We start from the raw sequence: 24156 nt of genomic DNA, 5'->3' as shown, positions 1-24156 counted from the left end.
CATCGCGGGCTGGACCCTAACTACAATGGCGGTGTTTCGCATACCAACGAGGTGCGCGATCGGCGCGACTCTGACGCTTGGGTCAGAGGGGCGGCCGCGCGGCCCGTTCGCCGGAGAAAACGGTTATGACCCCTTCGCTTCGCCCCCATCTGCTGGCGGCGCTGGCCCTGTTGGCGACCGCCGCCCCCGCCGCCGCGCAGTGGCAGTACCCCGCCTACAACGACGATGTCGCCTATCCGCGGCTGGAAAAGCTGCCCACCATGTTGCCGTTCGCCGGCACGCGACCGGCCTGGATTGGCAGTCGCCCCATCTGGTATGTGCCGGTCGGCACGGTGCTCCGCTTTCGTCACGATCGCCTGATTTTGCCTAACACCAGTCGCTACATGGTGGGCATCGGCGAATGCGATCCGACGATGCTCAACCAGTTTTTCACGCTGGAACCGAGCGATCAGGAGCGGACCATCTCCAGCGATACGCACTGGACCATTCTGCAGATCGGCGGCGCCTGGTACCGCGACATCTTTGGCCTGCGGCGCGACGTGTATGGCCTGTACCGCCATCAAGACCGGCATCGCATCTATATGCTGCTGCAATCCGACGGCGGCTCGTACCTGGAACTGGAGATCACCCCCGGCGCCAACGTCACGCCGACGGTGGTCCAGTTCGAACGGTTTTTCGAGTTGGTCAGCCTGCCGCCGGTGCAGCCGATTCCGTAATCTGCCCGCAAGCTCGGCTTCCGGCGTAATTTGCCAACGCCGGGAGCTTTCGGTTTATACTTAATCTTTCCCCCGAGATTGTCCCCCGACAGGGCGCCTACCGCGGCGCCGGAGAACCCGCCCGATGGCCGACTACGTGCCTCCTTATTTCGGCTCGATCCTCAAGCAGATCGCCTGCACGCCGAACAAGAACTTCGACAACGACGCCTACGAAAAAGGGGTGATCCAGCCGGCCCGTCGCATTCGTCAGATGTACGAGGAGACGGGCGAGGCGCGCCCCAGCGACGAGCAAATCAAGGAGGCAATGGACCTGCTCTTGGTGATCTTCGAAACCAAGATGGTCGATTGGGACGAGCGCGAGGATCGCGTCAAGGAAGTCATCGATCTGCACAACTTGCACGCGCTGTTTCCCGACATTCTGCCGCTCAAGCGCTCTGCGCCGGCCCGCTAGGCCCTCGCGCGTCGGCTGAGCCAACTTCGGCCTTCTCCCTTCGGGAGAAGGTGGCCGATCGGCCGGATGAGGGTCTTTGGGATTTGTGATGTAGCGCCCCCTCACCCTCGGCCTGCGGCCTCGCCCTCTCCCCCTTTGCTTCGCTGCGCGACGCGGGGGCGAGAGAGAAAACCGGAAGCCTAATCCATCAGCGGCGTCACGCCGCGCACGCGAACTTCAGTATCCGCGCCCGACTCCCGGCGCAGCGCCACCGCCAGCAAATGCTCGGGCAGCCAGAATTGGCGAAACTGCCACGCCGCGGGTTCATCGACTAAGCGCGGGTCGAATGAAATGGTGGGGTTGCTGGCGGACAGGTGAAATGAGAACTGTTCCAGCGGCAACGACAGCCCCATGCCGCGCGCCTTGATGTACGACTCTTTGAGCGTCCAATATTCGAGAAAACGGCGCTGCCGAGCGTCGCTCGTCACGGTCGCCAGTTCAGCCACTTCGCTGGGAGAAAAATAGCGGTCGGCCACCGACGGCCCCACATCGCGGCGCGTGAGGTTCTCGGCGTCGACGCCAATATCGCGCTCCAGCACCACCGCCACCGCCACCAGCCCACGCGTATGCGTCAGGTTGAAGCGCAAGCGCGGCTCGCCCGGCGCGGGAATGATCTCGGGCCGCCCGTAGCGGTTCTTTTCGAAGCGCCAATCGGCCGGCGCGCGATCGAGATAGCGCGACAGCATGGTCCGCACCAGCGCCCGCGCCACGGTGTACTCTTGTCGATCCTTGTCGAAGACAAAGCGATCGGCCTGCGCCCGCTCGTGCGGCTCCATCAGGTCGCGGTATTGCGCCAGGCGCGCGGGCGTGCCCGACTCGTTGACCGAGGCGTGCCACAGGTCAACATGATCGGTCGGCAGTGGTAGGCGGAGGGTCATCGTCCGCTGGCCCAGCGGTCTGGTTGTAATCGGTCGACAAAGTCGATCACGAGCCGCGCGACGCCAAGCGGATTGGTTTGCACGAACATGTGCCGACCTTCGACAAATTCGATGCGGCAGTTGTCGCTCAGGCGCAGCCAGTCGAACAGGTGCTGAGTCCGGCAGACATCGTCTTGCGTTCCGCCAATCGCCAGTACGGGCAACCCGACCAGCGGCGCGCGAATCGTGAACGACTCGAAGGCGCGAAAATCGGCCAGCAAGGTGTCTTTGAACATGTCGAACACCTCGGGTTCGTTGGCCCACTCGGCGGGCACACCGCCGATTTTGATGAGTGTGGCCAAGAGCGTGGCGTCGTCGAGGCCCAAAAACGACTCATATTCGGCCAGATGGCCCGGGGGCCGAGTTCCGCCGAGCACCAGTGCTCGCGGTGCGGCGCCGGCAGCGATCAGCCGCCGCGCCAGTTCAAATGCGACGCAGCCCCCGAGGCTGTGGCCATACAGCACGGCGCCGACGAGCAGTTCGCGCGGCAAGTTGTTGAGATACAAATCGACCAGTGTCTCCACGCTGTCGAGCGCGACACCCGGCGCCCAGCCGTGGCCGGGCGGATCGAGCCCCCACAGTTCCCAGTGAGGGGGCAAGTGTTCGTCGAGTCCGCGAAACGCGAGCGATTGTCCGCCCGCATAGGGAAAGCAGACCAGTCGCGGGCCGCTAGCGCTGTCGTCGCGAAAGCGGCGCAGGCCAACGCGGCCATCGGCCAGTTTGAGATAGCGGGGCTTTTCTTGCGGCATCTGTTTATTGCGGGGGAGGAGAAATCGAGTTGGTCGCGCGGCAGCGCGCGGCTAGCGCTTCGAGACCAGGCATTAGTGAAGTTTCGCCATGCGCTTGGGCCAAGGACAGCGCTAGCTTGACAGTCGCCAGGGCGCGCTCGCGCTGCTTTGCGGCGAGCGCCAACTCGGCGCCGCGCGCCAAGGCTTCGATCGCTGCCCGCCATTGCCCTTGCACCTGCTGAATCTTGCCAATCGTGATCCACGGCTGCGGATCGGTGGGGGCCAGTTGCGCCGCCTGCTGAAGCTGGGCCAAACCTTCCGCATAGCGCCCCGTTTCGGCCAGGGTGGCGCCGAGCAACGCCCGCGCGCCGGCATGCTGGGCGTCGTGCTGGACCACGGCTTCGAGCCGCGCGATCGCCTCGGCGCGCTCGCCCAGCTTGACCAAGGCAAAGCCCCAGCCGTATTGGGCCTCGGCGTCGAACTGGCTGGTTGCCGCCGCGCGGCGATAAAAGTCGATCGCCTCGCGATAGGCGCCAACCTGCGCCAATTGATTGCCTTGCGCCACCAGCGCCTTTTCGGGCAGCACCAGCCGCTCGTAGGCCAGTCGCCGCTCTTCCAGGCCCATCGTGGCGGGCCAGCGCCGGCGATAGACGATTAGGGGTGACGCAAAATGATCGTGGTAGATGATCTCATCCCCCGGTTGCGGCGGCAGGATGGCGCCCTGGCTGAAGGGGTTGTTGACATACACAAAGACGACCTCGGGGGGATTGTCGTCGGGCAGTCGCAGGCCGGAGACAAAATGCGGCCCGCTATACCGATTGAGCGTGTAGCCGTCGATGGCCTGATCGACATAGCCCAGTCGCGGATAGGCCAAGAACTGCACAAAGGGCGAGGCGGCCACCACCGCCGCGCCGCGGCGCTCGCGCAGCAGAGCCTCCACCGCGCGGATGTTCGAGGCGTGATCCAACAGGCACTCGCGGCTGCGCTCCCATACGGCGCCGGTGCGCTGCGCGTCGGTGAGCTTGGGATAAAATCGGCCGTAGGCGTTGGCCAAGTTAAACAACACCAGCGCCGCCACGAGCATCGCCGCCGTCCCGCGCCAGCGCGGAAGCCAGAACAGCAGTTGCCCCAGGGCTAGATAAACGGGGGGCAGCATCAGTAGAAAGTAACGCGGCAAACAGTACACCAGGGCCAGCGCGGCCAACACGCCGAGCGCGATAATCCAGCCCACCACGTAGGGAGCGAACTCGACCAATTGGCCATAACAAGCGTCGGCGATGGCCGCCCAGGTTCGCCGCCGCTGGCCATACAGCCACCACGCGGTGACGGCCGCGCAGGCGAACAGCGACAACAGGAAGATCGCCACCTGATCGGGAAACCACTGCGGCGTCCAGCGCAGCATGTTCTCTTCGCCAAAAAGTTGCTTCGAGAAGCTCCAATTCTCCACGTCGGAGTTGGGCAGTTCGCTGACCCAGGTGGCGAGAAAATCCTGCACGGCCACGACCAAGAGGTTCGCCCCCAGACCGATCCACAACCGGCGGCGCGTCGCGGCCGGTTGCCGCTGCCCCAGCACCAACAGCAGCACCAGATAAATGGCCACGGCGTGCGACACGGCCCGCCCCGGCGACTTGACGAAGAAGGTCGCCGCGCCGGTGAGCGCGGCCCACAGATATTGCTCGCGCGCCACCAGCCACAGAGTGGCCAGCGCGAAGACCGTCATCGGCAGGTCCATGCCGAGCATGTCGATCTGCGCGCTGAACAAGGGGGCGGTCAACATGAGCGCCGCCATCAGCGCGGCGCCGAGCGCGCCGATCCGGCGCTGCAAGATGGCGAACATCAACAGACCGGCGGCGGCCGCGCAAGCGAAGTTGAACAGGTGATACGCGATCAGCACCGCGCGCGCGCTCGGCAATCCCTTCATCAACAACGCCACCAGCGTGGGTATCGCGCTGGTGATGTAAACGGCGGGACCCCCTTCGAGCCAGCGCACTTCGTCGCGCGCTAGCCGGGCATAGTCGAAATTCGAATCGGCCAGATAGCTGGCCTCGACGAACACGCCGGTCGCAAAATCGTAGTAGGGAGGCGAATCGATCACCGACCAGCGCAGCGCGGTGATCAATCCCAAGAGCAGCAAGAAGGCCAGCCCGTACGACAATGCGGGCCGACGACTGGCGAACGACTGGGCGCGAGCCAGCGCGCCGGCCGTCGGCGCGGCGCGGCGCGGCGCCTTGGCGCTGGATGCAGAGCGAGCTTTCACTCCCGTGGGGGCCAACCAACCAGTCTCCCGATCCAATTTGAGCATCGCCGCCTGACAGCCCGAGGAAGTATTCGCCGGGCTGCGCGCATTTCAAAACGCAATTCTCAAAATCGCGACATCGGCCGTGATTGGGCGAGTCGCAGCAGCGTAGCCGCGCTCGCCGCGAGGGGGAAGAAAACCACGACCGATTTCTTCCGCAGGCTGCTAACGTACCGTTCTAATCTGGACGTTCGCCCGATCCCAGATGCCGGGGCAACGCCTCGCTATTTCAGGGATTTTATCAGGTCGCCGCTGGCCTTTTGCCATCGTTCCAGCGCCGCCGGGTCGCTGGAGTCGGGCCGGACCAGCACCAGCGCAAAGCTCGCCTCGCGCGGCGCTTCGCGCGGCGAAAACACCAATGCCAACGTCCAACGTTCTCCTTGCTTCGCGCTGTGCCAGCGCGGCGCCTCCGCGTCGGCTTCGCTCAGCCAAGTGAGCGCTCGCCCGCCAGCGGCCACCAATTCAACTCGCGCATCGCGATCGGCCGTTTGATCGGCTGCTAGCGCGATTTGCTCCGCATTGATCCTGGCCACGGGGGGCGCTTCGCTCTCTGCCGCGCGCAACCACAAGGCGCGACCGGCCGGAATTGCAACCCGAAACCGCCGCACCACCGCGGTTCCCTCGGGCAACTGCCGCGTGCGCGGCGCCTCTTCCACCTGCAAGGCGCCGGCGTCGTCTCCCTCCAGCGAGTACATCAGCGTTGGCCCATCGGCCGCCAACCGATATCCGCCAAACCGCACGCGCGATTGGTGAATCTGGCCGTCGTCGGGAGGCTGCGCGCCAAAGATTGGATCGCTTGCCCGCGCGGCGAAGTCGGGCAAGGATTCGGCGTCAGTGGTCAACGCCCAGTCGAAGCCCGCCGGCCAGCGCCAGAAGATTTCGCCTTCGATGCCCGCCGGCCGACCGCCGCGTCCGCTCCACACTGGCCCCATATCCAAGAACTCGCCGCGCCAAGCATAGCCCGGCCGGCACGCCTGCACGTCGTACGAGAGGTGAACACCGCTCGGAAAGCGAATCGCCAGCGCCCGCGGCGGCAGCTCGGGCAAGAAGGTCCGCAACACCAGCGGTTGCGCGCCGGCCAGTCGCTGCCTGGCGCCCGCCAGTTCCAGCCCATCGGGCAATTGCAGTTCGTCGCCGGCGGCGAAATACTCCCACAGCGCGCGCGCCTGTCGCGCGGGATCGCCATCCAACACTTGATGATAAGGGCTCTTGCCGCCAACAAAGACCGTCGGCATACGGGTGCCGGGTTCGATGCGCTGCGGATCGCGCATCCAGCGAACATACCAATCGAAGTTCACGCGGCGCGTCACGCGCGCCAGATCGGGCCCGCGCGTGCCACCGCTGGCGAGTCCGCGGATATCGTGGCACTTGATGCAGCCAAAGCCGCCATTGCCGGTCAACTCGCGTCCGGCGTCGGCCAGGTCGGCGGCGGCGCTATTGGGCGGATCGCTCGCAGCGAGGCGGTCGCCATCGAGCGCGGCCAGCCGCGCGGCGAGCGGCTCGATCAGCTCGCGCGGAAAGTGCGGCATCTTGAGCGCCATCCAGGGGCGGGACCGCGCGCCTTCCACCAGCACGGCATGCAGCGCAGCGGGTCGCAGCTTGGCCACGATGCCAGTCAAGGTGGGCGGACGCACCAGCTCTGCCTCGGCGTTGGTTTGATTCTCGGTCAACAATCGCGTTTGCGTAAGGCTCAGTCCGCCGTCGTCGCCGCGCTGATGGCAGCTGGCGCAATGAAATCGCGCCAAGGTCAAGCGCGCTAGTTCGCCCGGCGCGGCGGCGCCAGAGGCTGATCTGGCGGCGACGAGAAACTCTTTGATCGCCGCGCGATCGAGCGATGCGCCGAAGCGGGGCGCCGAGGACTCCATGTCGTCGGGCGCGGCGGCCGCGATCAGGCAACCCAATTGATTCGATTGCGCGATGTGGCCAAAGTCGATCGCCAGCGGGACGGGCGCCAGGTCCTTATTCCGTGACTCGCCAAAATCGTGGCAACTGGCGCAGCGTTTGGCGCGGATCACGTCGCGACCAATGGCCAGCAACTTGTCGTCCACGCCCAGCGCGGCATAGCCTGGCTGCTGACTGGCGGGGCCGCGATAGTCGGCAAGTTGCGCCGGGAGCTCGTCGGCGGCCAGCGGCGCGTCTGCCGCCGGCGCGGGCGAAGCGTCGCGCGAGATCAAATACTCCGCGATCTGTTGGCACTCTTGTTGCTCAAGCCCCAGCCTCGGCATGCGGCTGGTTGGGTCGTGCAGGTAAGGATCGGCAATGAACGCGGCCAGATGTGCGGCGTCGGTCTTGCTGGCCAACAGTTGCAGCGTGGCGCGGGGGGGCGCAAAGACTTCCGCGCGGATTTCTTGCCGCTCGTGGCACACCGCGCAACCGCTGCGCTCGAAGAGCGATTTACCGACGGCGACTCGCGCCGCGTCGGGCGTGATGGCGGTCGCCTGAAAGGGACCGCCCAGCGAGGCCAGCAGGCGACTTGCCGCCGTGCGCTCGAAGCGCCCCTGTGCGGTATCAGCAAACAAACGCGGCATCACTGCTTCCGGCCGGAATTGTTGCGGGTTGCCCAGCCACCCGTAGAACCAATCGGCGTCGACTCGCTGCCCCACGCGATCGAGTCGGGGCCCCATCCGCCCGGCAAGTAGCTGGCTCAGCGGCAAGTCGCCAGCCGGTTGATGGCATGCCTTGCAGTTGTGTTCTTCAACGGCCAATCGTCCGGCAAAGTACAAATCGGCCGGCGCTGCGATGTCGCGCGCGTGGCGGAACGCGGCGGGGGGCATTGGCTCGCGCGCGAAGGCCGACGACTCCCAATACAGCTTCAGTCGGGCAGGGCCGGCCGCCGGTTGAAACACAATTTCCACCGGGTGATAGCCCACCAGCAGATCGGCGGCGTTGCCTAGATTGTTGCCATCGCTGGCGCCGGCGGTGGCCAGCACCTGCTGACCAGCAATAGTGATTTGCACCGGCCCCGAGGCATCGGCGGCAAACCGATAACTGCCCGGCTGCTGGATATCGATCAGCCCGCGCCAAGTGGCGGTCCAGTCGTGTGGGGTCAAACGACTGTCGGGCGACTCATGCTCGGCAAGCGCCATGGCGGGCAGCGCTTCCAGCCGTTCAAAGCCGCGGTGAGAGCTGGTTTCGTACCGCGCGATCAAACCGGCCGGCGGCGGCAGATCGTCGTCTTGCGCCCAGGCGCCACACGCGCAGCATGCCAAGAGCAAGGAACAGAACCATGTGCTGCGCGAGAGAAATAGCGGCATGCGGACTACTGGGGTAATTGCGGCGGAGATAGACCCGCCATTTTAGGCAACCCAGCCGGTCGAAACCACGGGCAGATGGGAAGCCGTGCAACCCCCTACTTTGCCCGCAATTGCTCCGGCACGACCATCATGTAAATCGAATCGCCGCGGGCGACCTCCTTGCCGTCGGCGCTGGTTACGATGCTCTCGCCATGAATGATGTGCCGCCCCAACCGCGGAATCTTCGATACGCAGGTGATGATGCCTTCGGAAACGGGGCGAAAGTATTTGATCCGCAGATCGACCGAAACCATCGTGCCGCCGACTTCTGAGTTGCGGCGAAAGGCGTCGGTCATGAGCAGCGCGTGGGCGATGCCGGTGTCGACCAGCGTGGCGATCATGCCGCCATGCAGAATGCCGGCCGGCTGGCACAGGTCATTGCGATAGGTGATCTCGGCCTTGGAGTAGCCATCGCCGACATCGACGATCTTGAGGCCAATCAGATTGAAGAACGGCAGCGCGTTCGCAAAGTCGAGCACACCTTGTTTGCTGAAGGGTTCTAGCGTCATGAGATGGAATTACGTGGGTGATTGCGAAGCGTTTAATACGGAAAGCGCTCGTCGAGCGGTGCCGCCGCCAATTCAATCAGAAACTGCGCGATGCGCTCAACCACTAATTCGACAAAACGCCGCCCCTTGTCGGCCGTGGCCGGGTGCGGATTGCCGCTGCCGGTGTTGGTGGTGAGCAAGTGCCACGGCCGGGTGATCGAAACCCAACCGCGATTCACCGCCTCGAACCGTGTGCTGGCGGTGGCGCCGTCGTCGGCCACCAGCGAGCCATCGGCGTTTTTGCGAACCAGCGCGGGAAAGTAGGCCAGCGCAAAGGCGGTTTCCATCTCGCCGGCATGATCCCCCGGATCGGCGAAGATCTCGCGCTGCTCGGCGGCGAGCATGGCGTACCAATTGCACAAGAAAAGTTGCGCCGGCGACTTGCCCGCCAGCTCGCGCAAGACCGGTTTGAAATCGTTGCCGCCGTGGCTGTTGAGCAACACGATCTTGCGAATTCCGTGGCCGACGAGCGACGCGACCAGATCGCCAATCACTAGCGCCAAGGTCGAGGGGTTCAGGTTCATCGATAGTCGGCAGGCGCGCTGATTTGTCTCCGTGCCATAGGGTATCGTCGGAAGCAGAATTACTCGCGCGCCGCGCGCGCTGGCCGCCTGGCAGGCAAGCGCGCCCACCGTGTCGGCCTCCAACGTGTCGGTGGCGTACGGCAGGTGCAAGTTGTGCGGTTCGGTGGCGCCAAACGGCAGCACCGCCACCTGGTACGCGGCGTCTTTGATATCGGCGTAGGTGGCTTCGGCCAGCTTCCAGGGTGGCATCTTTTGTGCTGGTTGATTCATGCGTCGCGCTCGTCGGCTTGTTCGGCGGCCAGTCCGCGCGCGAGCAGCGATACGATCCGCTCCACGTCGTACACCGCGCCCCCCCAGGCGCCGCCGCTGGCCTCCTGCAGCGCGGCCCACAGGCGCGTATCGAGCGGCAAAGCCGGGTCGGCCGCCAGATCGGCGCGCGGCTCACGCGCCAAGAGCACACGCGTTCCCTCGGCCGGGCCAAACTCGCGTTCGGCGTCTCCCACCAGATCGACGCTCCCCACCAGACGCTGGCGGTCGATGATGATTTGGATGCGATCCCCCTCGCGCACTTTGCCGATGGGCCCGCCGGCCAGCGCCTCGGGGCCGACATGTCCGATGCAAGCGCCGGTGCTCACGCCGGAGAATCGCGCGTCGGTGAGTACGGCCACCTCGCGTCCCCACGGCAAATGCTTAAGCGCCGAAGTGATTTGGTAGATCTCCTCCATGCCGGTCCCCATTGGTCCGCGGCAGATGAGCACCAGCACATCGCCGGCCCGCACCGGCGCGGCCGTTTGTCCCTTGATCGCGCGGACCGCCTCGCGTTCGCTGGTGAAGACTCGCGCGGGGCCCGTCTTGCGATACACACCGTCGGCGCCCACCACTGCCGGATCGATCGCCGTGCTCTTAATGACGGAGCCCTCGGGCGCCAGGTTGCCGACCGGAAAACAAATGGTGCTGGTCAGTCCGCGCTGGCGGGCACTGGCTGGGGAGTGAATCACGTCGTCGGGCGACACGCCGTCGCGCGTTTGCAAAAGCTCGCGCAGCCGCGCGCGGCGCTCGCTCTGTTCCCACCATTCAAGATTCTTTCCCAGCGGTTCGCCGGTCACGGTCAGCGCGTCGAGATGCAACAGCCCCAAGTCGCGCAGATGCAACATCACCTCGGGCACGCCGCCCGCCAAGAAAACTTGCACCGTGGGATGGTTCATGGGTCCGTTAGGCAGCGCGTCGACCAGTCGCGGCACGGCGCGGTTGACGCGCGCCCAGTCGTCGACCGTGGGTCGCCGCAGTTCGGCGGCGAACGCCACTGCCGGCACATGCAGCAAGAGATTGGTCGAACCGCCAAACGCGGCATGCACGGCCAGCGCATTTTCGATCGAGTGGTCGGTGAGCACGTCGCGCGTGCAAATACCGCGCGCGTCGAGCGTGGCCAGCGCCCGCGCGCTGCGTCGCGCCATGTCGAGCCATACAGGCTGGCCAGATGGCGCCAGCGCCGAATGAGGCAGCGCCAGCCCCAGCGCCTCGGCCACCACCTGTGCCGTGGCGGCCGTGCCAAGAAACTGGCAGCCGCCCCCCGGCGAGCCGCACGCGCGACAGCCGAGCGTGGCGGCTTCTTCCAAGGTCAGCTCCCCTTGCGCAAAGCGCACGCCGATCGTTTGCACCTTGCCCGCGTCCTCGCCGTCGCTGGCCGGTAGCGTCACGCCACCGGGGACAAGCACGCAAGGCAGGTCGTGCATCGCCGCCAGGGCGATCATCATGGCGGGCAGGCCTTTGTCGCAAGTGGCCACACCGAGCACGCCGCGGCGCGTGGGCAGCGAGCGGATCAGCCGCCGCAGCACCTGCGCGGCGTCGTTGCGATACGGCAGACTGTCGAACATGCCAGTGGTGCCTTGCGTGCGACCATCGCACGGGTCGCTGCAATAGGCGGCAAATGGCACGGCGCCGGCGGCCTTGAGTTCTTGCGCCGCTTCGCGCACCAACAGGCCCACTTCCCAGTGTCCTGTGTGGTAGCCCAGCGCCACCGGGCGGCCGTCCTCGGCGCGCAGCCCCCCTTGCGTGCTCAATATCAAATACTGCGGGCCAAGCATTTCCACCGGGGACCAACCCATGCCGGCGTTTTGCGTCAGGCCAAACAGGTCGCCGCTGGGGCTTTCGCGCAGCATCTCGGCGGTCAGCGGCAACTGCCCGGCCGGGCCGGGCGCGGCGGTCTTTAATTCGGCGAGCGCGGCGGCGGGGGACTCGACCAGTTCTTCAAAGCGGAAAGTGGCGCGCGGAGCAGTCATGCCGTGAGTATAGCAGCCGTCTGGTTTATGGATCGCCGATTCACTGTTTGTCGGACTGTTCCGCGCCCAGATGAAACACCAGCGCGCGATGACTGTCGCGCTCGGCGGCCAGTTCGCGACGGAATGCCTCGCGGTGCTCTTGCAACTCCTGGCGAAAGTCGGCCACAAGCTGCGGAATTGCCCGCGTGGTGGTGTGCCAGGCGTACCAGCCGAGAATGGCGGTCGAAGTCAGATTGCCAAAATCGACGGCGGGCAAGTTCGGCGACGCTGCCTCGGCGGCCAACTGCGCCACCAGCGCCGCGCCGCCGCACAGACTGGCGATCGCCGTCTCGAACAACAGGTCGGCGGGCTTCATTCTTCCACCTCCTCAATCGTCACGCGCGCCTGGTCGAGCCGACCATGACACCATTCGTAGATCGCGCTGGCCAACTCCTCGCGACCCACCACCACCGAGCCGTCTTCGGTCACAATCAATTCGCCATCGAGTATCAAAGGTTCGTTCATCGCTTTGCTCCTGTTTCGCTATTGCCATTCACTCCATCTTGATTGACGTCAAAACCGCAGAGTCGCATCGCAAGCTCCAACTAGCGCCGCGCGTCAAAACGCGCTCCAATCGATCGGCCGCGCGGGGAACCCTTCGAAGCCGCTGAACGCGAAGCACTCGCAGCCGTCGTCGCGCAGTTCGCGATCGAGTTCTTCCGCATGACACCAGCCGCCGCCGGGTGGTCCATCGAGCTGCGGCCCATGGGCGTCGGGCCCCCACGAATTGAGCCGATAGGCCGCGGGCCGCGCGGGGTCGTCGTCGACGGCGACTAGCGCCATCTGGTGCGGCCACGTGTCGCGCCCCACGAACCAGCTTTTGCCGTGCTCGTCGCGCAACCGCATGGCATATCCCCGCAAGCTGGCGATCGTGCAGGCGTAACCGTTGGCCAAGGCGTCGCGCAGTTCGGCATAGCTGCGAATCCGCGCCGTGGTGCGAAATGGGTGGGGCCGCGCCAGTTCGATCATGGCGCTCGGCGGGCCGCGATAGCCCCACTCCTTGGCCACACGCCCCGAGTAGTCGGGCACATCTGGCTGGTCGGCGGCCAGAACGCCGTAGCGGCGCACGCCGTCGGCCGCCCACACGCCCAGCGAGCCATCGCTATTGCCGAGCTTGCCGCCTCCCACCTGCACACGGCTGATGCCATAGAAGTACGGCGGAAAGCTCGCGCGAAACTGCTCGCGCTCCCCCAGCGCGATCTCGACCGCCGCCGTGTGATCGACCGCGTTGCGCGCGCCCCAAGAAACGCAGTCGCCAATCTCTTGCCGGATGTTCGGCAGGTAGTCCCCCGTCACGCGCTGCATGGCCTCCCACAGGCAAGCGCGCTTGCCCGCCGTTGACGTGGCGGCGCCTTGGATCTCGAACGCGGGAAACTGGTCGGCAAAGGCGTCCCACGCGCGCCGCGCCGCCTGCGGACCAAGCCAGCCAAACGATTTTTTCATAGTCGCTCCTTGTGCCAGTTTGCTTGGGCCGCCACCGCGTTGAGGCCAGCCGCAATCTCACGAAACGCGTCGGCCACGTCGGCCAGCGTGGCGAGTCGCCCCGCCTCGTCGAGCTTTTGCATCGCCGCGCGAAAGCTGGGGTTCCAGTCGTTCTTCCAGGCGGCGTATTCGCTGGTCGCCAGCGCCGCTTGATTCGCTGCGACGAGTTGCGAGAGCGCCGCGTCGACGTTCTTCACCGCGCCGGCGGCGATGGCCGTGCTGACGGTCTCAAAGTTGCCCGCCACCAGCCGCGCCGTCCGCTGGCGATCGGCCGGGGGGAGCGACACTGCGCCCGCCCAGCGGCGCGCCTCCTCGGCCAGGCCAAACCGCCCCGGCGGCAGCGGCGCCGGCGGATCGGGCGCCGCGCCGGGCTCGGGCGGCGGCGCGCCGATCTCGACGATATGCCTGGCCAGCGCCACGCGCGGCGCGCCGCTGGCTTCGGCCGTGGCCGCCACCAGCACAAAGGTGTAGCGCCCAGGTCGGGCGGTGGCGAAGACCACTCGCCGCCCGTCGTCGACCGCCAGAAACGTCTTGTCGCTGTCGGCCAACACCCAGGCGAAGCCGGCCGCCTGCGAACGACTGGCGTCGAGCACCACCAGGTCGCCCGGCAGCGCATGGCTGGGGCCTTCAACCACTGCCGTTGGCGGCGTCGCGCACAGCGTCACCAATAACGCTACAGCCAAGTGCGACATCGCCATCACTCCTCGCGGCTGAGCCAATCGGCCACAAGCTGCCGCACCAGCGGCAACAGGCAACTCACCACCAGTTCCAAGAGCAGGTTGCCCGAAAGCCCTGCGGCGTCTGGCTCGGCGCCAACCGCCGGCGCCGCGAGCGCCGATTGCAACTCGGTCAGTTGGGCGCGGATCGCTGCCGCATCGGCGCCCACCACCACCGGCGCCGGCGCGCCCAGCGCCAGGCTTTGCACATAGCCCTGCACCGTCCAGGCGGCATGCGCCAGTGGCTGCACGTTCTGGCGGTACGTCCCGGCGCGGACGATGGCGATCAGCTCTTGAATGCAATCGACCGGAAAGGTTTGCGGATAGTTGAACGAGCACGGCATGATCTGTTCTCCTGTCTTTCCAAGGGACGGAATCGTCACAAAACGGCTTGCTTCGGTGTGGCTCGCTGTCTCGCAAGCGCAACAAAAAAAGCCCAGGCGCCGATCACCGCGATCAGCGCCTGGGCTTGAGTGGATTCAATACCCGGCAGGTATACGTTGAGTTGTGGTCCCGCGTGGCGGGATCAAAAGTGGGTCAGGTCGTCCGGGTTTTTTTGGGTTCGGTCATGCCTGTCGAGCGAGTCGCCGCTTGACGACTCCATTAATACAAAATTCGTGGCTCAAAAAGCAAGCGCTTTTTTTGTGCAAAATGCGGCGAGCGCGTCGAGGGGGAAGAAGTGAACCGCAGAGACGCAGCGGCGCGGAGAATGTTTGGCGACAGCGTACCTGGGGCGGCGCTGCGCTGGCCCCAGGCTACGGTGCTGGAATGAGGCCACACGCGTTCTATTCGCCGCAGAATATTCACCGCAGCCGAGGGCATCGCCCTAGGGGATGGTTTTTCAGCAACAGGCCATGCGCCACGGCCAGCGCCGTGACGCATGGCATTGCTTTCCTAATCCTCAACTGACCACAAGCCCTCACGCCACGGCCAGCGACTCGAGCTCGCGCGCCAGTCGCTTGCGGGCGACGTGCAGCCGCCGCTTGATGGTGCCGATCGGCGAGTCGAACGCCGTCGACATCTCGATCAGCGTTTGACCCTCGACGTAGAACGCCACTAGCGTCTCCCGGTCCAGCTTGCGCAGCCGATCGAGGCTGTCGCGCACCTGCCGGCGCCGCTCGCTCGCCAGGGCCTCGGTCAGCGGCGTCTTGGTCTCGATGCAGGTCGCGGCCAAGGTCTCTGGCTCGGTCCCGCGCTCGGGCTGCCGACGCACCATGCGGTTGATCGCCAACCGCACCGTGATCGATCGCAACCAGCCGCCAAAGCACTCGGGCTCGCGCAACTGGTCGAGCTTGCGCAGCGCCTGCACAAACACCTCTTGCGACAGTTCTTGCGCCTCGGCGTAGTTCTTCAGCCGCCGCAGCGCGATGGCCAGCACCGCCTGCTCAAAGCGCCGCACCAGCTCGCCAAAGGCGTCGCGGTCGCCGTCCTGAGCGGCCAGCACCAACTGGCCGACCGTTTGTTCTTCGAGCGGTTCGAGGGTCAGTAAGTCTTCTTCTTCGAGCAGTTGCATATGAATAATTCCTGCGTAAGGCGTGAACGAATGGGGCCAATGACAGCCACGCCGAAAACCTGGCCTCGCGAGTGAAACATGGCGAAAAACGCCAAGCTCCACCGTGTCGGCTAGGACCGGCCTGCGTCGAGTCTCAGTTTTGATCTGGGGCGAATACTTTCGCGTTAGACCAAACTGACGCAGGCGGGCGGCGCCGGGCGATCGCTACTGCGATCGACGACCACCGACGACAGGCGTACGCGTACGCTTGCCAGTCGGCCGGTCAGCGCGCGACATGCCGATTTCAATGCGCGCTTCATTGCTGTAGCGCGCATCTCGGTTGCCGCGGCATACCAGTGCCATGCAGGAATGGAGTGCGTTAGCGCAATCGCATGCCCGCTGTTCGTGACCGTCACGAAGCGGCTGTCTTGGCGGTTACCAAGGACGCGGCTGGTCGTGTTGGCGTTGAACTGCGTACGCATCGATGTCATCCTGCGCTAAGCGCGTTCGAGAAAAAGAAGTTGGTTGCGAGTGAGTCCGGGCTGACGGGTCAGCCTTTCCTCACCTCGCCGGGGATGTCCTTACAAGCCTGACACGACTTGGCGTCAGGGTCAATCCAGTTTGCCTTAACAGCGATGGGACTGACCCCCAGGCCCGCAAATCTCCCCGCGATTTGGATACAGACAAGCCATCGGCCGCCAGGTTCGCGGGGGAGAAGAATTTTTTTGAAGGGGGAATCGCTGGCGGCGGCCGTGCCGAACAAGCAATATCCGTAACTCGAAAGCACGGAAGCGGTTGGGCGCGTTTTTCGCCAGGCGTTCCCGCCCTCGAGTTGATCCGGCGCCCCCCTCACCCGGCGGTTTTGCGACTGCCACCCTTTCCCCCTACTGCGCTGCCGGCAAGGCGGGCGTGCGAATCACCGCTGGTGGCTCGCTCAACGATTTTGAAGTCAGCAAGCTAACCTGACCATCCGTAACAAGTTGGTTGCACCGCCCAGGGGGACCGCCGACCCCTGGGCGATTTCTTTGCGCCATCAGCCTTCGGCTTCCAACTGGCGCCAAGGGATCGTATCGGCGCCATCGTGAGCGCGGCGATCGAGTTCGTCCAACAGCGCCGGATCGTCGAGCGACAGCGTGCCCGGCGGCGAGACTTCCGCCAGTAGACGCGTGGCCAGTTCGATCTGGTCCGCCTCCGAGAGTTGCAACGCCGCCCGCAAAATCGATTCGCCGTCGGTGCTCATACGAGATGCCCGCTGTGTCAGCGGTTGTTAGTCGTTAACAGGTTCCCGCCCCCCTCTTACAGCTCAAAGTATTTCTCGTACGCGTGCGGGGGGAGCACGTTCATCCGGCACAGCCATTTGATCGGCAGGCGGAAGAGCTTCAAGATCGGGTAGTACGTCGGGTAGTCGGTGAAGTATTTGGGCTCGGCCGCCATGATCTCAGCGAACTCCGCCTCCGAGATGCCCTGCTTCTTCAGCGCGTAGTCGACGATTTCCTTGCGCTCGATGGCGGGCACTTCGTCGAGCCTGGCCAGCCCCTCGTCGCGGCTCATGAGTCCCTCGCGGACCAGCGCGGCGACCTCGACCATGCGCCAATCGAAGCCGAACTTGTGCCGCGTGTAGTAGCACTGGAGGCCAAAAATCTCGTTGTCAAAATGCCAGCCGCCGGTGTCCTGCCAGCAAAACTCGCGCTTGAGGAATTCGTCGATCTCGGCGTCGGCGTCGTCGTAATGATTGGTGATGGTGAAGACGTTGATCCGCTTGATCACCGCCCAATAGAGAAAGTGCCGCAGGTCGACGTTCTTGAAGTGCTTTAGCTTCATGCGGCCGAAGCGCTTGATGAGGCTGCGTACCAGGCGGCCATCGACATAGTTCCAGAGCAAGGGGTTGATGCCTTCGGTGCGGAACGAATGGCTGTGGATGATCCAGCGCACCCCTTCCTCGGCGGCGCTGTCGTACAGCGCGCGGACAATGCCGATGTCGTCGGTCAGGTCGATGTACGGCAACGACGCGCGAATGGTGCAGTTGGTCAGCTCGCGCGATTCTTCCCAATCGGCGATGATGGTGTGCAGGTCGACATCGAGCTTGTCGCAGACGCGTTGAATGTTGTTCTTGGCGATCTCGCTGTCCCAGCCGTTGTCGAAGTGGACCGCCAACGGCCGCAGCCCGAGTTGCACGCACTTGTAGAGGCAATAGGTGGTGTCGCGCCCGCCGCTGAGGCCGACGATGCAGTCGTATTGCCGCCCGCGACCGTCGCGCCGCATGCGGTCGGCCATTTTCTTGAGGAAGGCGTCTCCCTGCTCGCCGGTGGGAAACATGCGGGCGAGCATGTCGTGAACGTGGCAGTGCGTGCAAACGCCGTCGGCGTCGAAGCGGATTTTTGGCGCCCGCTCGTCCATCACGCAGCGCGTGCAGGTTTTGTAGACCTTCTTGGGCGCCGCGCCGGGCGCTGGGCCTGCCTGGGGGGTGTGCAGGGTGGCTTCAGCCATGCGGAGAACAGCCTCGGCGTTGGGTGCGGTAGATATAAGAGGAGAAGCTCGCGTGAGCCGGCGAGGCGTTTAAGGTTCAACCAATCGCCAGCGGCCCCGCCGACTTGTGGGGCGCAAGGCCCGTCTTGGCGCCGGCCGCGCTGGGCCGCCGCCGTCCATCGGGGGGGATTTGGCATGATAAGTGAGCCCGCCGGAGGGGTCAAATTCGTGGCGCGCTCACACGCCAGCCGCGCGGAAGATCGTGGCCGCTGAGATATGAAAGGCGACTTCGCGAGTAGCCCCAGGAGCTTGAACCCTTAACAACCCCCTAACCCGCTAACGCCACGATGCGAAAATTCCAGTTCACGCTGAACCAGGACACAAGAAGCTGCAAGCGGCGACCGAACTCGATTGCGACGAATGGGTCGCCGAAGCGAGAAAGCTGCGCGGGCGGCGACGGCCGCTTAGCGCCGCCGGGTTGGCCAGCCTTCGCGACGAGTGGCAACGCACCATCGCCCCTGCCCGCGAGCGCGCCGCCGAAGCGCTGGTTTTGGAGCGGCGGATTAGCGATCTGGTCAACGAGGCCTACGGATTGACCCCCGAAGAAGTCGATCTGATGTGGGAAACCGCGCCGCCGCGCATGCCGTTTGCCCGCGAGTGACGCTTCCCCTCTCGATTCTCTGCCGCGCGGCGTTACGATTCTGGAGTGTCTAGTACGCGAAACAGAAAAAGCTTGCAGCGGGCAGGGAGGGCGAGGCCGCCATGCAGATGTTCATCGCCAGCCAGTGGACCGGCGCCGACGAGACGATCGACGTCGTCAACCCCTTCGATGGCTCGATTGTCGACACCGTGCCACGGGGCACACTCGCCGATGTCGATCGGGCCTTGTCCGGGCTGGTCGCTGGCGCCGAGATCATGCGCGGCCTGGCTGCCTATGACCGCGCCGGCATCCTGCGCCGCGCCGCCGCGCTAGTGCGCCAGCGCCAGGACAATCTGGCCGAAACGATCAGCCGCGAAGAAGGAAAGATCATTGCCGAGGCGCGGGCAGAAGCGGGCCGCGCGATCGAGGTGCTGGAGCTATCGGCCGAGGAAGCCCGCCGCCTGACCGGCGAGACGTTGCCGCTCGACGCGGCGCCCGGCGGCGCGGGGCGGCTTGGCTTCACGATTCGCGTGCCGTGCGGCGTGGTGGCCGCGATCACGCCGTTCAACTTTCCCTTGAACCTCGTCGCCCACAAGGTGGGCCCCGCGCTGGCCGGCGGCAACGCGGTCATCATCAAGCCCGCCAGCGACACCCCGCTGTCGGCGCTGGCGCTGGTCGAGATATTGCTGGAGGCGGGCCTGCCGCCCGAGGCCATCGCCTGCGTGACCGGCCCCGGCGGCAAACTGGGAGACGCCATCTGCGGCGACCCGCGCGTGCGCAAGATCAGCTTCACCGGCAGCCGCGAAATTGGCGAGCACATCACCCGCGCCGCCGGCATCAAACGAGTGACGCTCGAACTGGGCTCAAACAGCCCGGTCGTCATTTTGGACGACGCCGATCTGGAGTTGGCCGCTCGCGCCGTGGCGGTCAACGGCTACGCCAACGCCGGGCAGGTGTGCATCTCGGCGCAGCGAATCATCGCCGGCGCCAAAGTGTATGGCAATTTTATCGACTCGCTTGCGCCGCTGGTCGCCAACATCTCGACGGGCAACCCGCTCGACCCGGCGATCCAGATGGGCCCCATGATTCGCGAGTCAGACGCCGCGCGCGTGGAAAGTTGGATCGGCGAGGCGGTCGCCGGCGGCGCGCGGGTGGTGCAAGGCGGATCGCGCGACGGCGGTCTCTTTCAACCAACCATCGTGGCCGATGTGCGCCCCGAGATGCGCGTCAGTTGCGACGAACTGTTTGGCCCGGCGGTGGCCGTGACCCGCGCGGCCAGCGTGGAAGACGCGCTGCGCCTGGCCAACGACAGTCGCTATGGGTTGAGCGCGGCCATCTTCACGCGCGATCTGAACCGCGCGCTGCGCTTTGCCCGCGACGCCGAGAGCGGCAACATCCACATCAATGGGGGACCGCAGTGGCGGGCCGACCTGATGCCATACGGCGGACTCAAGGAGAGCGGCCTGGGCAAGGAGGGCCCCAAGTACGCGATTCTGGAAATGACCGAGAGCAAGACCGTGATTGTGCATGGAGTGGATTGAGGGAAGTGGTGAGTGGCGAGTGAATAGTGGCTAGGGAGAAAGTTGAACCGCCGAGACGCCAAGACGCGGAGGCGCCTGTTTGGCCAACGGCCAAGCATTCACCGTAGCCTAGGGCATCGCCCTAGGTGATGAACGCGTACTGGGGCGGCGCTAGCGCGAGAGGTGAGTCGAGTTCGGCCTTCTCCCTTTGGGAGAAGGTGGCCGAAGGCCGGATGAGGGTTTTTCAAATCAAGAGAAGCGCCCCCCTCACCCGGCGGTCTGGCGACCGCCACCCTCTCCCCCTGCTGCGCGGGGGCGAGGGAGAAGAGTGCCCTCGGGGATGAACGCGTACTGGGGCGGCGCTAGCGCGAGAGGTGAGTCGAGTTCGACCTTCTCCCTTTGGGAGAAGGTGGCCGAAGGCCGGATGAGGGTTTTTCAAATCAAGAGAAGCGCCCCCCTCACCCGGCGGTCTGGCGACCGCCACCCTCTCCCCCTGCTGCGCGGGGGCGAGGGAGAAGAGAGCCCTCGGTGATGAATGACACGGAATGCGCCAATATGTACCTGGGGTGGCGCTAGCGCTGACCCCAGGCTACGGTGCTGGAATGACCGCTGGCCGCACGCGTTCTATTCACCGTAGCCTAGGGCATCGCCCTAGGGGATGAATGCGTGCCTGGCCGGCGGCTAGTTCTGCGGCAATCGGCACGCCGACCGCCAACCCCGCACAATCGGCACGATTGAATCGGTCCGCAGGCCGCGCACAACCTAGATTCTAGGTGTGAGCACACTCGCGCCATCATCCGCCGTCGCCGCGCGCTATCAATCGCTCGACGTCTGGCGCGCGCTGGCCTGCCTGGCGGTCGTCGCCTGCCACTCGGTCGCCTCGCGCGAGCCAAGCCTCTGGCATTGGGGCTGGCTCGGCGTGCCGGTCTTCTTTGTCATCTCGGGCTATTGCATCAGCGCGGCGGTGGAGCGGTCGTCGAGCTTTGGCGGCTACATGCGGCGTCGACTGCGGCGCATCTATCCTCCTTATTGGGCGGCGCTGGCGGTGACCGCCGCGCTGTCGCTGTGGGCCGCGACGCGCGGCGGGGTCGGCGGACTCGTGCCGGCGACCGCGCTCACTCCGTCGCAGTGGCTGGGCAATCTCACGCTCACCGAGTCGTGGCGTCCGCACCTGTTTGGAGCGCCGATGATTGGCCTGCTCACAATCACCTGGACCTTGTGCTACGAGGAGCAGTTTTATCTCGTCGCCGGATTGCTGCGGCGCTGGTACTTTCCCGGCGTGGCCCTGGTGACGGCGCTGGTGCTGGCGTGGCCGTATCCGGTCGTGGGCTTCTTTTTCGATGGGCTGTGGCTGCATTTCGCGGCCGGAGTGGCGGTGTACTACGCGCTGGCGCGCGACGCGCGGGTGGCGCTATTGCTTGTGCCGGCCGCTTTTTGGCAGTTCCGGCCCGATTTGTTTCACGAGATCCGTCCGCATAGCTTCGATCAAACCAGCGTGGTGGCGTTTGGCTTTGCGATGCTGTTGTTCTTGCTCAAACCGCTGGACGCGCTGCTCACCTGGCGGCCATTGGCCGAGGTTGGCAAGTTCTCGTACAGCATCTACCTGATTCATCCGGTCGGCGCCAAGCTCATCAGCGACCACTTGCCCGGCCCCACTTGGCTGGCGGCGGCGACGGGCGTGACGGTGATGATCCCGGCCGGCTACTGCTTCTATTGGCTGGTGGAATCGCGCTGCCTGCCGCCGCGCGAGCGGCCAGCGGAGGAGCGAGCGGCGCGCTCGGCGCCCGCGACGAGTGAGGCGCTGACGGTCTTCGGCGCCACTGGTTCGCCCGTGTAGCGGCGCGGCGTTAATCCTTCAACTGAAACAGTCGCTTGAAGGCGTCGACCAGCGCGTGGGGGATGCCGTGCTGCGCTTCGTCGCGCAGCGCCTCGAGCGGCGGATGCAATAGCTTATTGAGCAGCCGGTCGAACGATTGCAAGATTTCCAGCCGAGCGCGGTCGTCGAGTTCGGGCAGTTTGTTGAAGAGCCGCCGCAATTCCTCTTCCTTCGGCGCCTGCCAATCCTGCTTGAGCCGCTTGATGATGGGCCCGGTGGCCCGGTGATGCAAATCGGTCATAAAGCGCTGCGTCTCATCTTCCACGATGCTCAAGGCGCCCGGCAGTTCGGCGTCGCGCTCGGCGCGGTTTTGTTCGCAGGCGGCGCGCAGATCGTCGATCGAGTAGAGAAACACTTGCAGGCAATCTCCGATCCTAGGGTCAAAATCGCGCGGCATCGCCAGATCGAGAATGAACAGCGGCTTTTGATAGCGCTGCGGCTCGATGCGGCGGTAATCCTCGATTCGCACAATCGGCATTTCGGCGCCGGTTGTGCCCACCACCAGGTCGGCGGCGGCAAGCTGCGGAAAAAGCTGCTCCCACGGCAACGCCCGCGCGCCGCACTGCGCGGCCAGTTCGCGGGCGCGCTCATAGCTGCGATTGAGCACGGTGATGTCGCGGGCGCCCTCGTCGCGGAGATAGCGGAGCGTCTCCTCGCCCATTTCGCCCGCGCCGATCAAGAGCACGCGCTTATCGTCGAAGCGCTCAAAGATTTGGCTGGCGAAGTCGGCCACCGCCACGCTGGGGATGCTGACCCGTTTTTGATGAATGGCCGTTTCGGCGGCGACGCGCTTGGCCACGCGCAGGGCCGCCTGAAAGACGGCATGCGACAGCGGCCCGGCGGCATGCTCGTCGGTGGCCAATTGATAGGCCTGCTTGACCTGCGAAAGGATCTGCGGCTCGCCCACCACCATGCTGTCGAGACTGGCCGCGACGGTGAACAGATGTCGCACCACGTCTTCGCCCGTGCGCTCGAACAGGTCGTCGAACACATCGTGCAGCGGCACGTTGTGGAACCGCGCCAAGAACTCCGCCACCTGCTCATGGGTGGGGGCGGCGTCGCCCGTTTCCGCGGCGGTGTAGACCTCGATGCGGTTGCAGGTGGAGAGCAGCACCGCCTCGGCCTGGGGAAAATCGGCGCGAAAACGGCACAGCGCGTCGCGCGCCTGCGCGGGGCTGAACGCCAGCCGCTCGCGGCGCTCGACCGTGGCGTTGTGATGACTGCAGCCGATCATTTGCAGTCTCATCCGTGGCCCTCCGGGAGGAGAGCGCGCGCCGGCGGCGCGGCGGTCTTGTCACCGCCGCCGTGCCGCGTGTTCACCAACAGCGACACGCCAAGCGAGACCGCCAAAAACAAAAAGCTGGCCAGGGTGAGATAGGCCACCTTGCGCCCTTGCCGGGCCGGCTTGTAGACCACGCCAAACGCCACCGCCACCAGGAGCCAAGCCACCGTGAGCGTGGTGGTGAGCAGCACCGGATCGGTCCACGGCAATTGATCGACCTGCCGACCGTGGTTCACGGCGTTGAGCACGATGCCCGCCACCACGCCAATCACCAGCATGACGACCGACAGCAGAATGGCGCGGGTATTGAAGCGAGCGAGCCATTCGAGGCTGGGGAGTTGAAAATTGCGCGGCGGCGGGCGCTTGTGTTTGAGGCGGCGGGCCTGAATCAAGTACATCACGCCGGCGACGAAGGCCAGAATGACGGCGATCGCGCCCAACAGCAAAAACGCGCCGTGCATGGCGCCCCACCAGCGCGAGGCCTGGGTGGCCGAAAACGACGCGCGATCGGCCAAGAACTCGGCCACCCCGATCAAGGCCAGCACGATCGGCAAGATGAAGATGCCGATTGGGTTCTTGGTGTGATAGTACGTGAGATACAGATAAACGACCACCAGCCCCCAGGCGGCCATCAGATACCAATCGAACGCGCTCGATAGCGGCGTGGCATGCACGGTGTAACGATGGAACAGAAACAGCGTGTGGGCCAATAGCCCGGCGAGCGCGAAGCCGAGCATCAGCATGCCGCGCACCCCGCTGCGAAACCACAGCCGGGTGAGCTCCAGCGCCAGCGCCACCGTGTAGCTGGCCGCGAAGCAGACGACTTCCACATTGTGCAGCATTCGAGCTGTC

Annotated in this window: 23 protein-coding genes; 5 read left to right on the top strand and 18 right to left on the bottom strand. The window is 65.3% G+C overall.

Going from position 1 to position 24156, the window contains the following annotated elements; all coding sequences use genetic code 11:
- The first annotated feature begins 125 nt into the window (after positions 1–125).
- Together K1X71_10495 and K1X71_10490 are read left to right on the top strand one after the other, a co-directional pair.
- Positions 126–716 carry a hypothetical protein gene (locus K1X71_10495; protein MBX7073565.1) on the top strand — a complete coding sequence of 197 codons (591 nt, stop codon included), beginning with the start codon at positions 126–128 and terminating at the stop codon, positions 714–716.
- 124 nt (positions 717–840) lie between these two features.
- On the top strand, positions 841–1167 hold the full coding sequence (locus K1X71_10490; GenBank protein ID MBX7073564.1) for a hypothetical protein: 327 nt from the start codon (positions 841–843) through the stop codon (positions 1165–1167).
- Between the two features lie 179 nt (positions 1168–1346).
- On the opposite strand, the gene K1X71_10485 is transcribed toward K1X71_10490, so the two are convergent.
- The 16 genes from K1X71_10485 to K1X71_10410 all read right to left on the bottom strand — a co-directional run bounded on the left by K1X71_10485 (position 1347) and on the right by K1X71_10410 (position 18007).
- A complete protein-coding gene (locus K1X71_10485) occupies positions 1347–2084 on the bottom strand; it encodes a 4'-phosphopantetheinyl transferase superfamily protein (protein MBX7073563.1) in 738 nt (245 codons plus the stop codon).
- Positions 2081–2872, bottom strand: a complete 792-nt coding sequence (locus K1X71_10480; protein MBX7073562.1) for an alpha/beta fold hydrolase — start codon at positions 2870–2872, stop codon at positions 2081–2083. Before K1X71_10480 ends, K1X71_10485 begins: the two co-directional genes overlap by 4 nt.
- Positions 2873–2876: 4 nt before the next feature.
- The gene (locus K1X71_10475) at positions 2877–5108 is read right to left on the bottom strand and encodes a tetratricopeptide repeat protein (protein MBX7073561.1); all 2232 of its coding nucleotides are present in this window, start codon (positions 5106–5108) and stop codon (positions 2877–2879) included.
- Between the two features lie 263 nt (positions 5109–5371).
- Complete coding sequence (locus K1X71_10470; GenBank protein ID MBX7073560.1) at positions 5372–8401, bottom strand: hypothetical protein; 3030 nt, start codon at positions 8399–8401, stop codon at positions 5372–5374.
- A 95-nt stretch (positions 8402–8496) separates the two neighbouring features.
- The gene (locus K1X71_10465) at positions 8497–8949 is read right to left on the bottom strand and encodes a PaaI family thioesterase (protein MBX7073559.1); all 453 of its coding nucleotides are present in this window, start codon (positions 8947–8949) and stop codon (positions 8497–8499) included.
- A 32-nt stretch (positions 8950–8981) separates the two neighbouring features.
- Positions 8982–9761, bottom strand: coding sequence for a creatininase family protein (locus K1X71_10460; protein ID MBX7073558.1), 780 nt, complete (start codon positions 9759–9761; stop codon positions 8982–8984).
- A gap of 17 nt (positions 9762–9778) precedes the next feature.
- Positions 9779–11791, bottom strand: coding sequence for a YjhG/YagF family D-xylonate dehydratase (locus K1X71_10455; protein ID MBX7073557.1), 2013 nt, complete (start codon positions 11789–11791; stop codon positions 9779–9781).
- Between the two features lie 40 nt (positions 11792–11831).
- Complete coding sequence (locus tag K1X71_10450; GenBank protein ID MBX7073556.1) at positions 11832–12146, bottom strand: hypothetical protein; 315 nt, start codon at positions 12144–12146, stop codon at positions 11832–11834.
- A complete protein-coding gene (locus K1X71_10445) occupies positions 12143–12295 on the bottom strand; it encodes a hypothetical protein (protein ID MBX7073555.1) in 153 nt (50 codons plus the stop codon). The genes K1X71_10450 and K1X71_10445 overlap by 4 nt, the downstream gene beginning before the upstream one ends.
- A gap of 93 nt (positions 12296–12388) precedes the next feature.
- Positions 12389–13273: a hypothetical protein gene (locus tag K1X71_10440; GenBank protein ID MBX7073554.1), complete on the bottom strand. Its 885-nt coding sequence runs from the start codon at positions 13271–13273 to the stop codon at positions 12389–12391.
- Positions 13270–14004, bottom strand: coding sequence for a hypothetical protein (locus tag K1X71_10435; GenBank protein ID MBX7073553.1), 735 nt, complete (start codon positions 14002–14004; stop codon positions 13270–13272). The genes K1X71_10440 and K1X71_10435 overlap by 4 nt, the downstream gene beginning before the upstream one ends.
- A 5-nt stretch (positions 14005–14009) precedes the next feature.
- Complete coding sequence (locus tag K1X71_10430; protein MBX7073552.1) at positions 14010–14372, bottom strand: hypothetical protein; 363 nt, start codon at positions 14370–14372, stop codon at positions 14010–14012.
- Between the two features lie 575 nt (positions 14373–14947).
- Complete coding sequence (locus K1X71_10425; protein ID MBX7073551.1) at positions 14948–15541, bottom strand: sigma-70 family RNA polymerase sigma factor; 594 nt, start codon at positions 15539–15541, stop codon at positions 14948–14950.
- A gap of 164 nt (positions 15542–15705) precedes the next feature.
- On the bottom strand, positions 15706–16002 hold the full coding sequence (locus K1X71_10420) for a hypothetical protein (GenBank protein ID MBX7073550.1): 297 nt from the start codon (positions 16000–16002) through the stop codon (positions 15706–15708).
- Between the two features lie 551 nt (positions 16003–16553).
- Positions 16554–16760, bottom strand: a complete 207-nt coding sequence (locus K1X71_10415; protein MBX7073549.1) for a hypothetical protein — start codon at positions 16758–16760, stop codon at positions 16554–16556.
- Positions 16761–16816: 56 nt separating this feature from the next.
- Positions 16817–18007, bottom strand: coding sequence for an N-acetyl sugar amidotransferase (locus tag K1X71_10410; GenBank protein MBX7073548.1), 1191 nt, complete (start codon positions 18005–18007; stop codon positions 16817–16819).
- A gap of 457 nt (positions 18008–18464) precedes the next feature.
- Between K1X71_10410 and K1X71_10405 the strand changes: the two genes are divergently transcribed.
- The 3 genes from K1X71_10405 to K1X71_10395 all read left to right on the top strand — a co-directional run bounded on the left by K1X71_10405 (position 18465) and on the right by K1X71_10395 (position 21983).
- Complete coding sequence (locus K1X71_10405; protein ID MBX7073547.1) at positions 18465–18647, top strand: hypothetical protein; 183 nt, start codon at positions 18465–18467, stop codon at positions 18645–18647.
- 101 nt (positions 18648–18748) lie between these two features.
- Positions 18749–20167, top strand: coding sequence for an aldehyde dehydrogenase family protein (locus K1X71_10400; GenBank protein ID MBX7073546.1), 1419 nt, complete (start codon positions 18749–18751; stop codon positions 20165–20167).
- A gap of 754 nt (positions 20168–20921) precedes the next feature.
- The gene (locus K1X71_10395; GenBank protein ID MBX7073545.1) at positions 20922–21983 is read left to right on the top strand and encodes an acyltransferase; all 1062 of its coding nucleotides are present in this window, start codon (positions 20922–20924) and stop codon (positions 21981–21983) included.
- Positions 21984–21993: 10 nt separating this feature from the next.
- On the opposite strand, the gene hemA is transcribed toward K1X71_10395, so the two are convergent.
- Together hemA and ccsA are read right to left on the bottom strand one after the other, a co-directional pair.
- Positions 21994–23268: a glutamyl-tRNA reductase gene (gene hemA, locus K1X71_10390; GenBank protein MBX7073544.1), complete on the bottom strand. Its 1275-nt coding sequence runs from the start codon at positions 23266–23268 to the stop codon at positions 21994–21996.
- On the bottom strand, positions 23265–24146 hold the full coding sequence (gene ccsA / locus K1X71_10385) for a cytochrome c biogenesis protein CcsA (GenBank protein MBX7073543.1): 882 nt from the start codon (positions 24144–24146) through the stop codon (positions 23265–23267). The genes hemA and ccsA overlap by 4 nt, the downstream gene beginning before the upstream one ends.
- Positions 24147–24156 lie beyond the last annotated feature (10 nt).

It is taken from the genome of Pirellulales bacterium, assembly GCA_019694455.1.
Taxonomy (GTDB): Bacteria; Planctomycetota; Planctomycetia; order Pirellulales; family JAEUIK01; genus JAIBBY01.
This window is presented reverse-complemented; position numbering and strand designations above follow the sequence as displayed.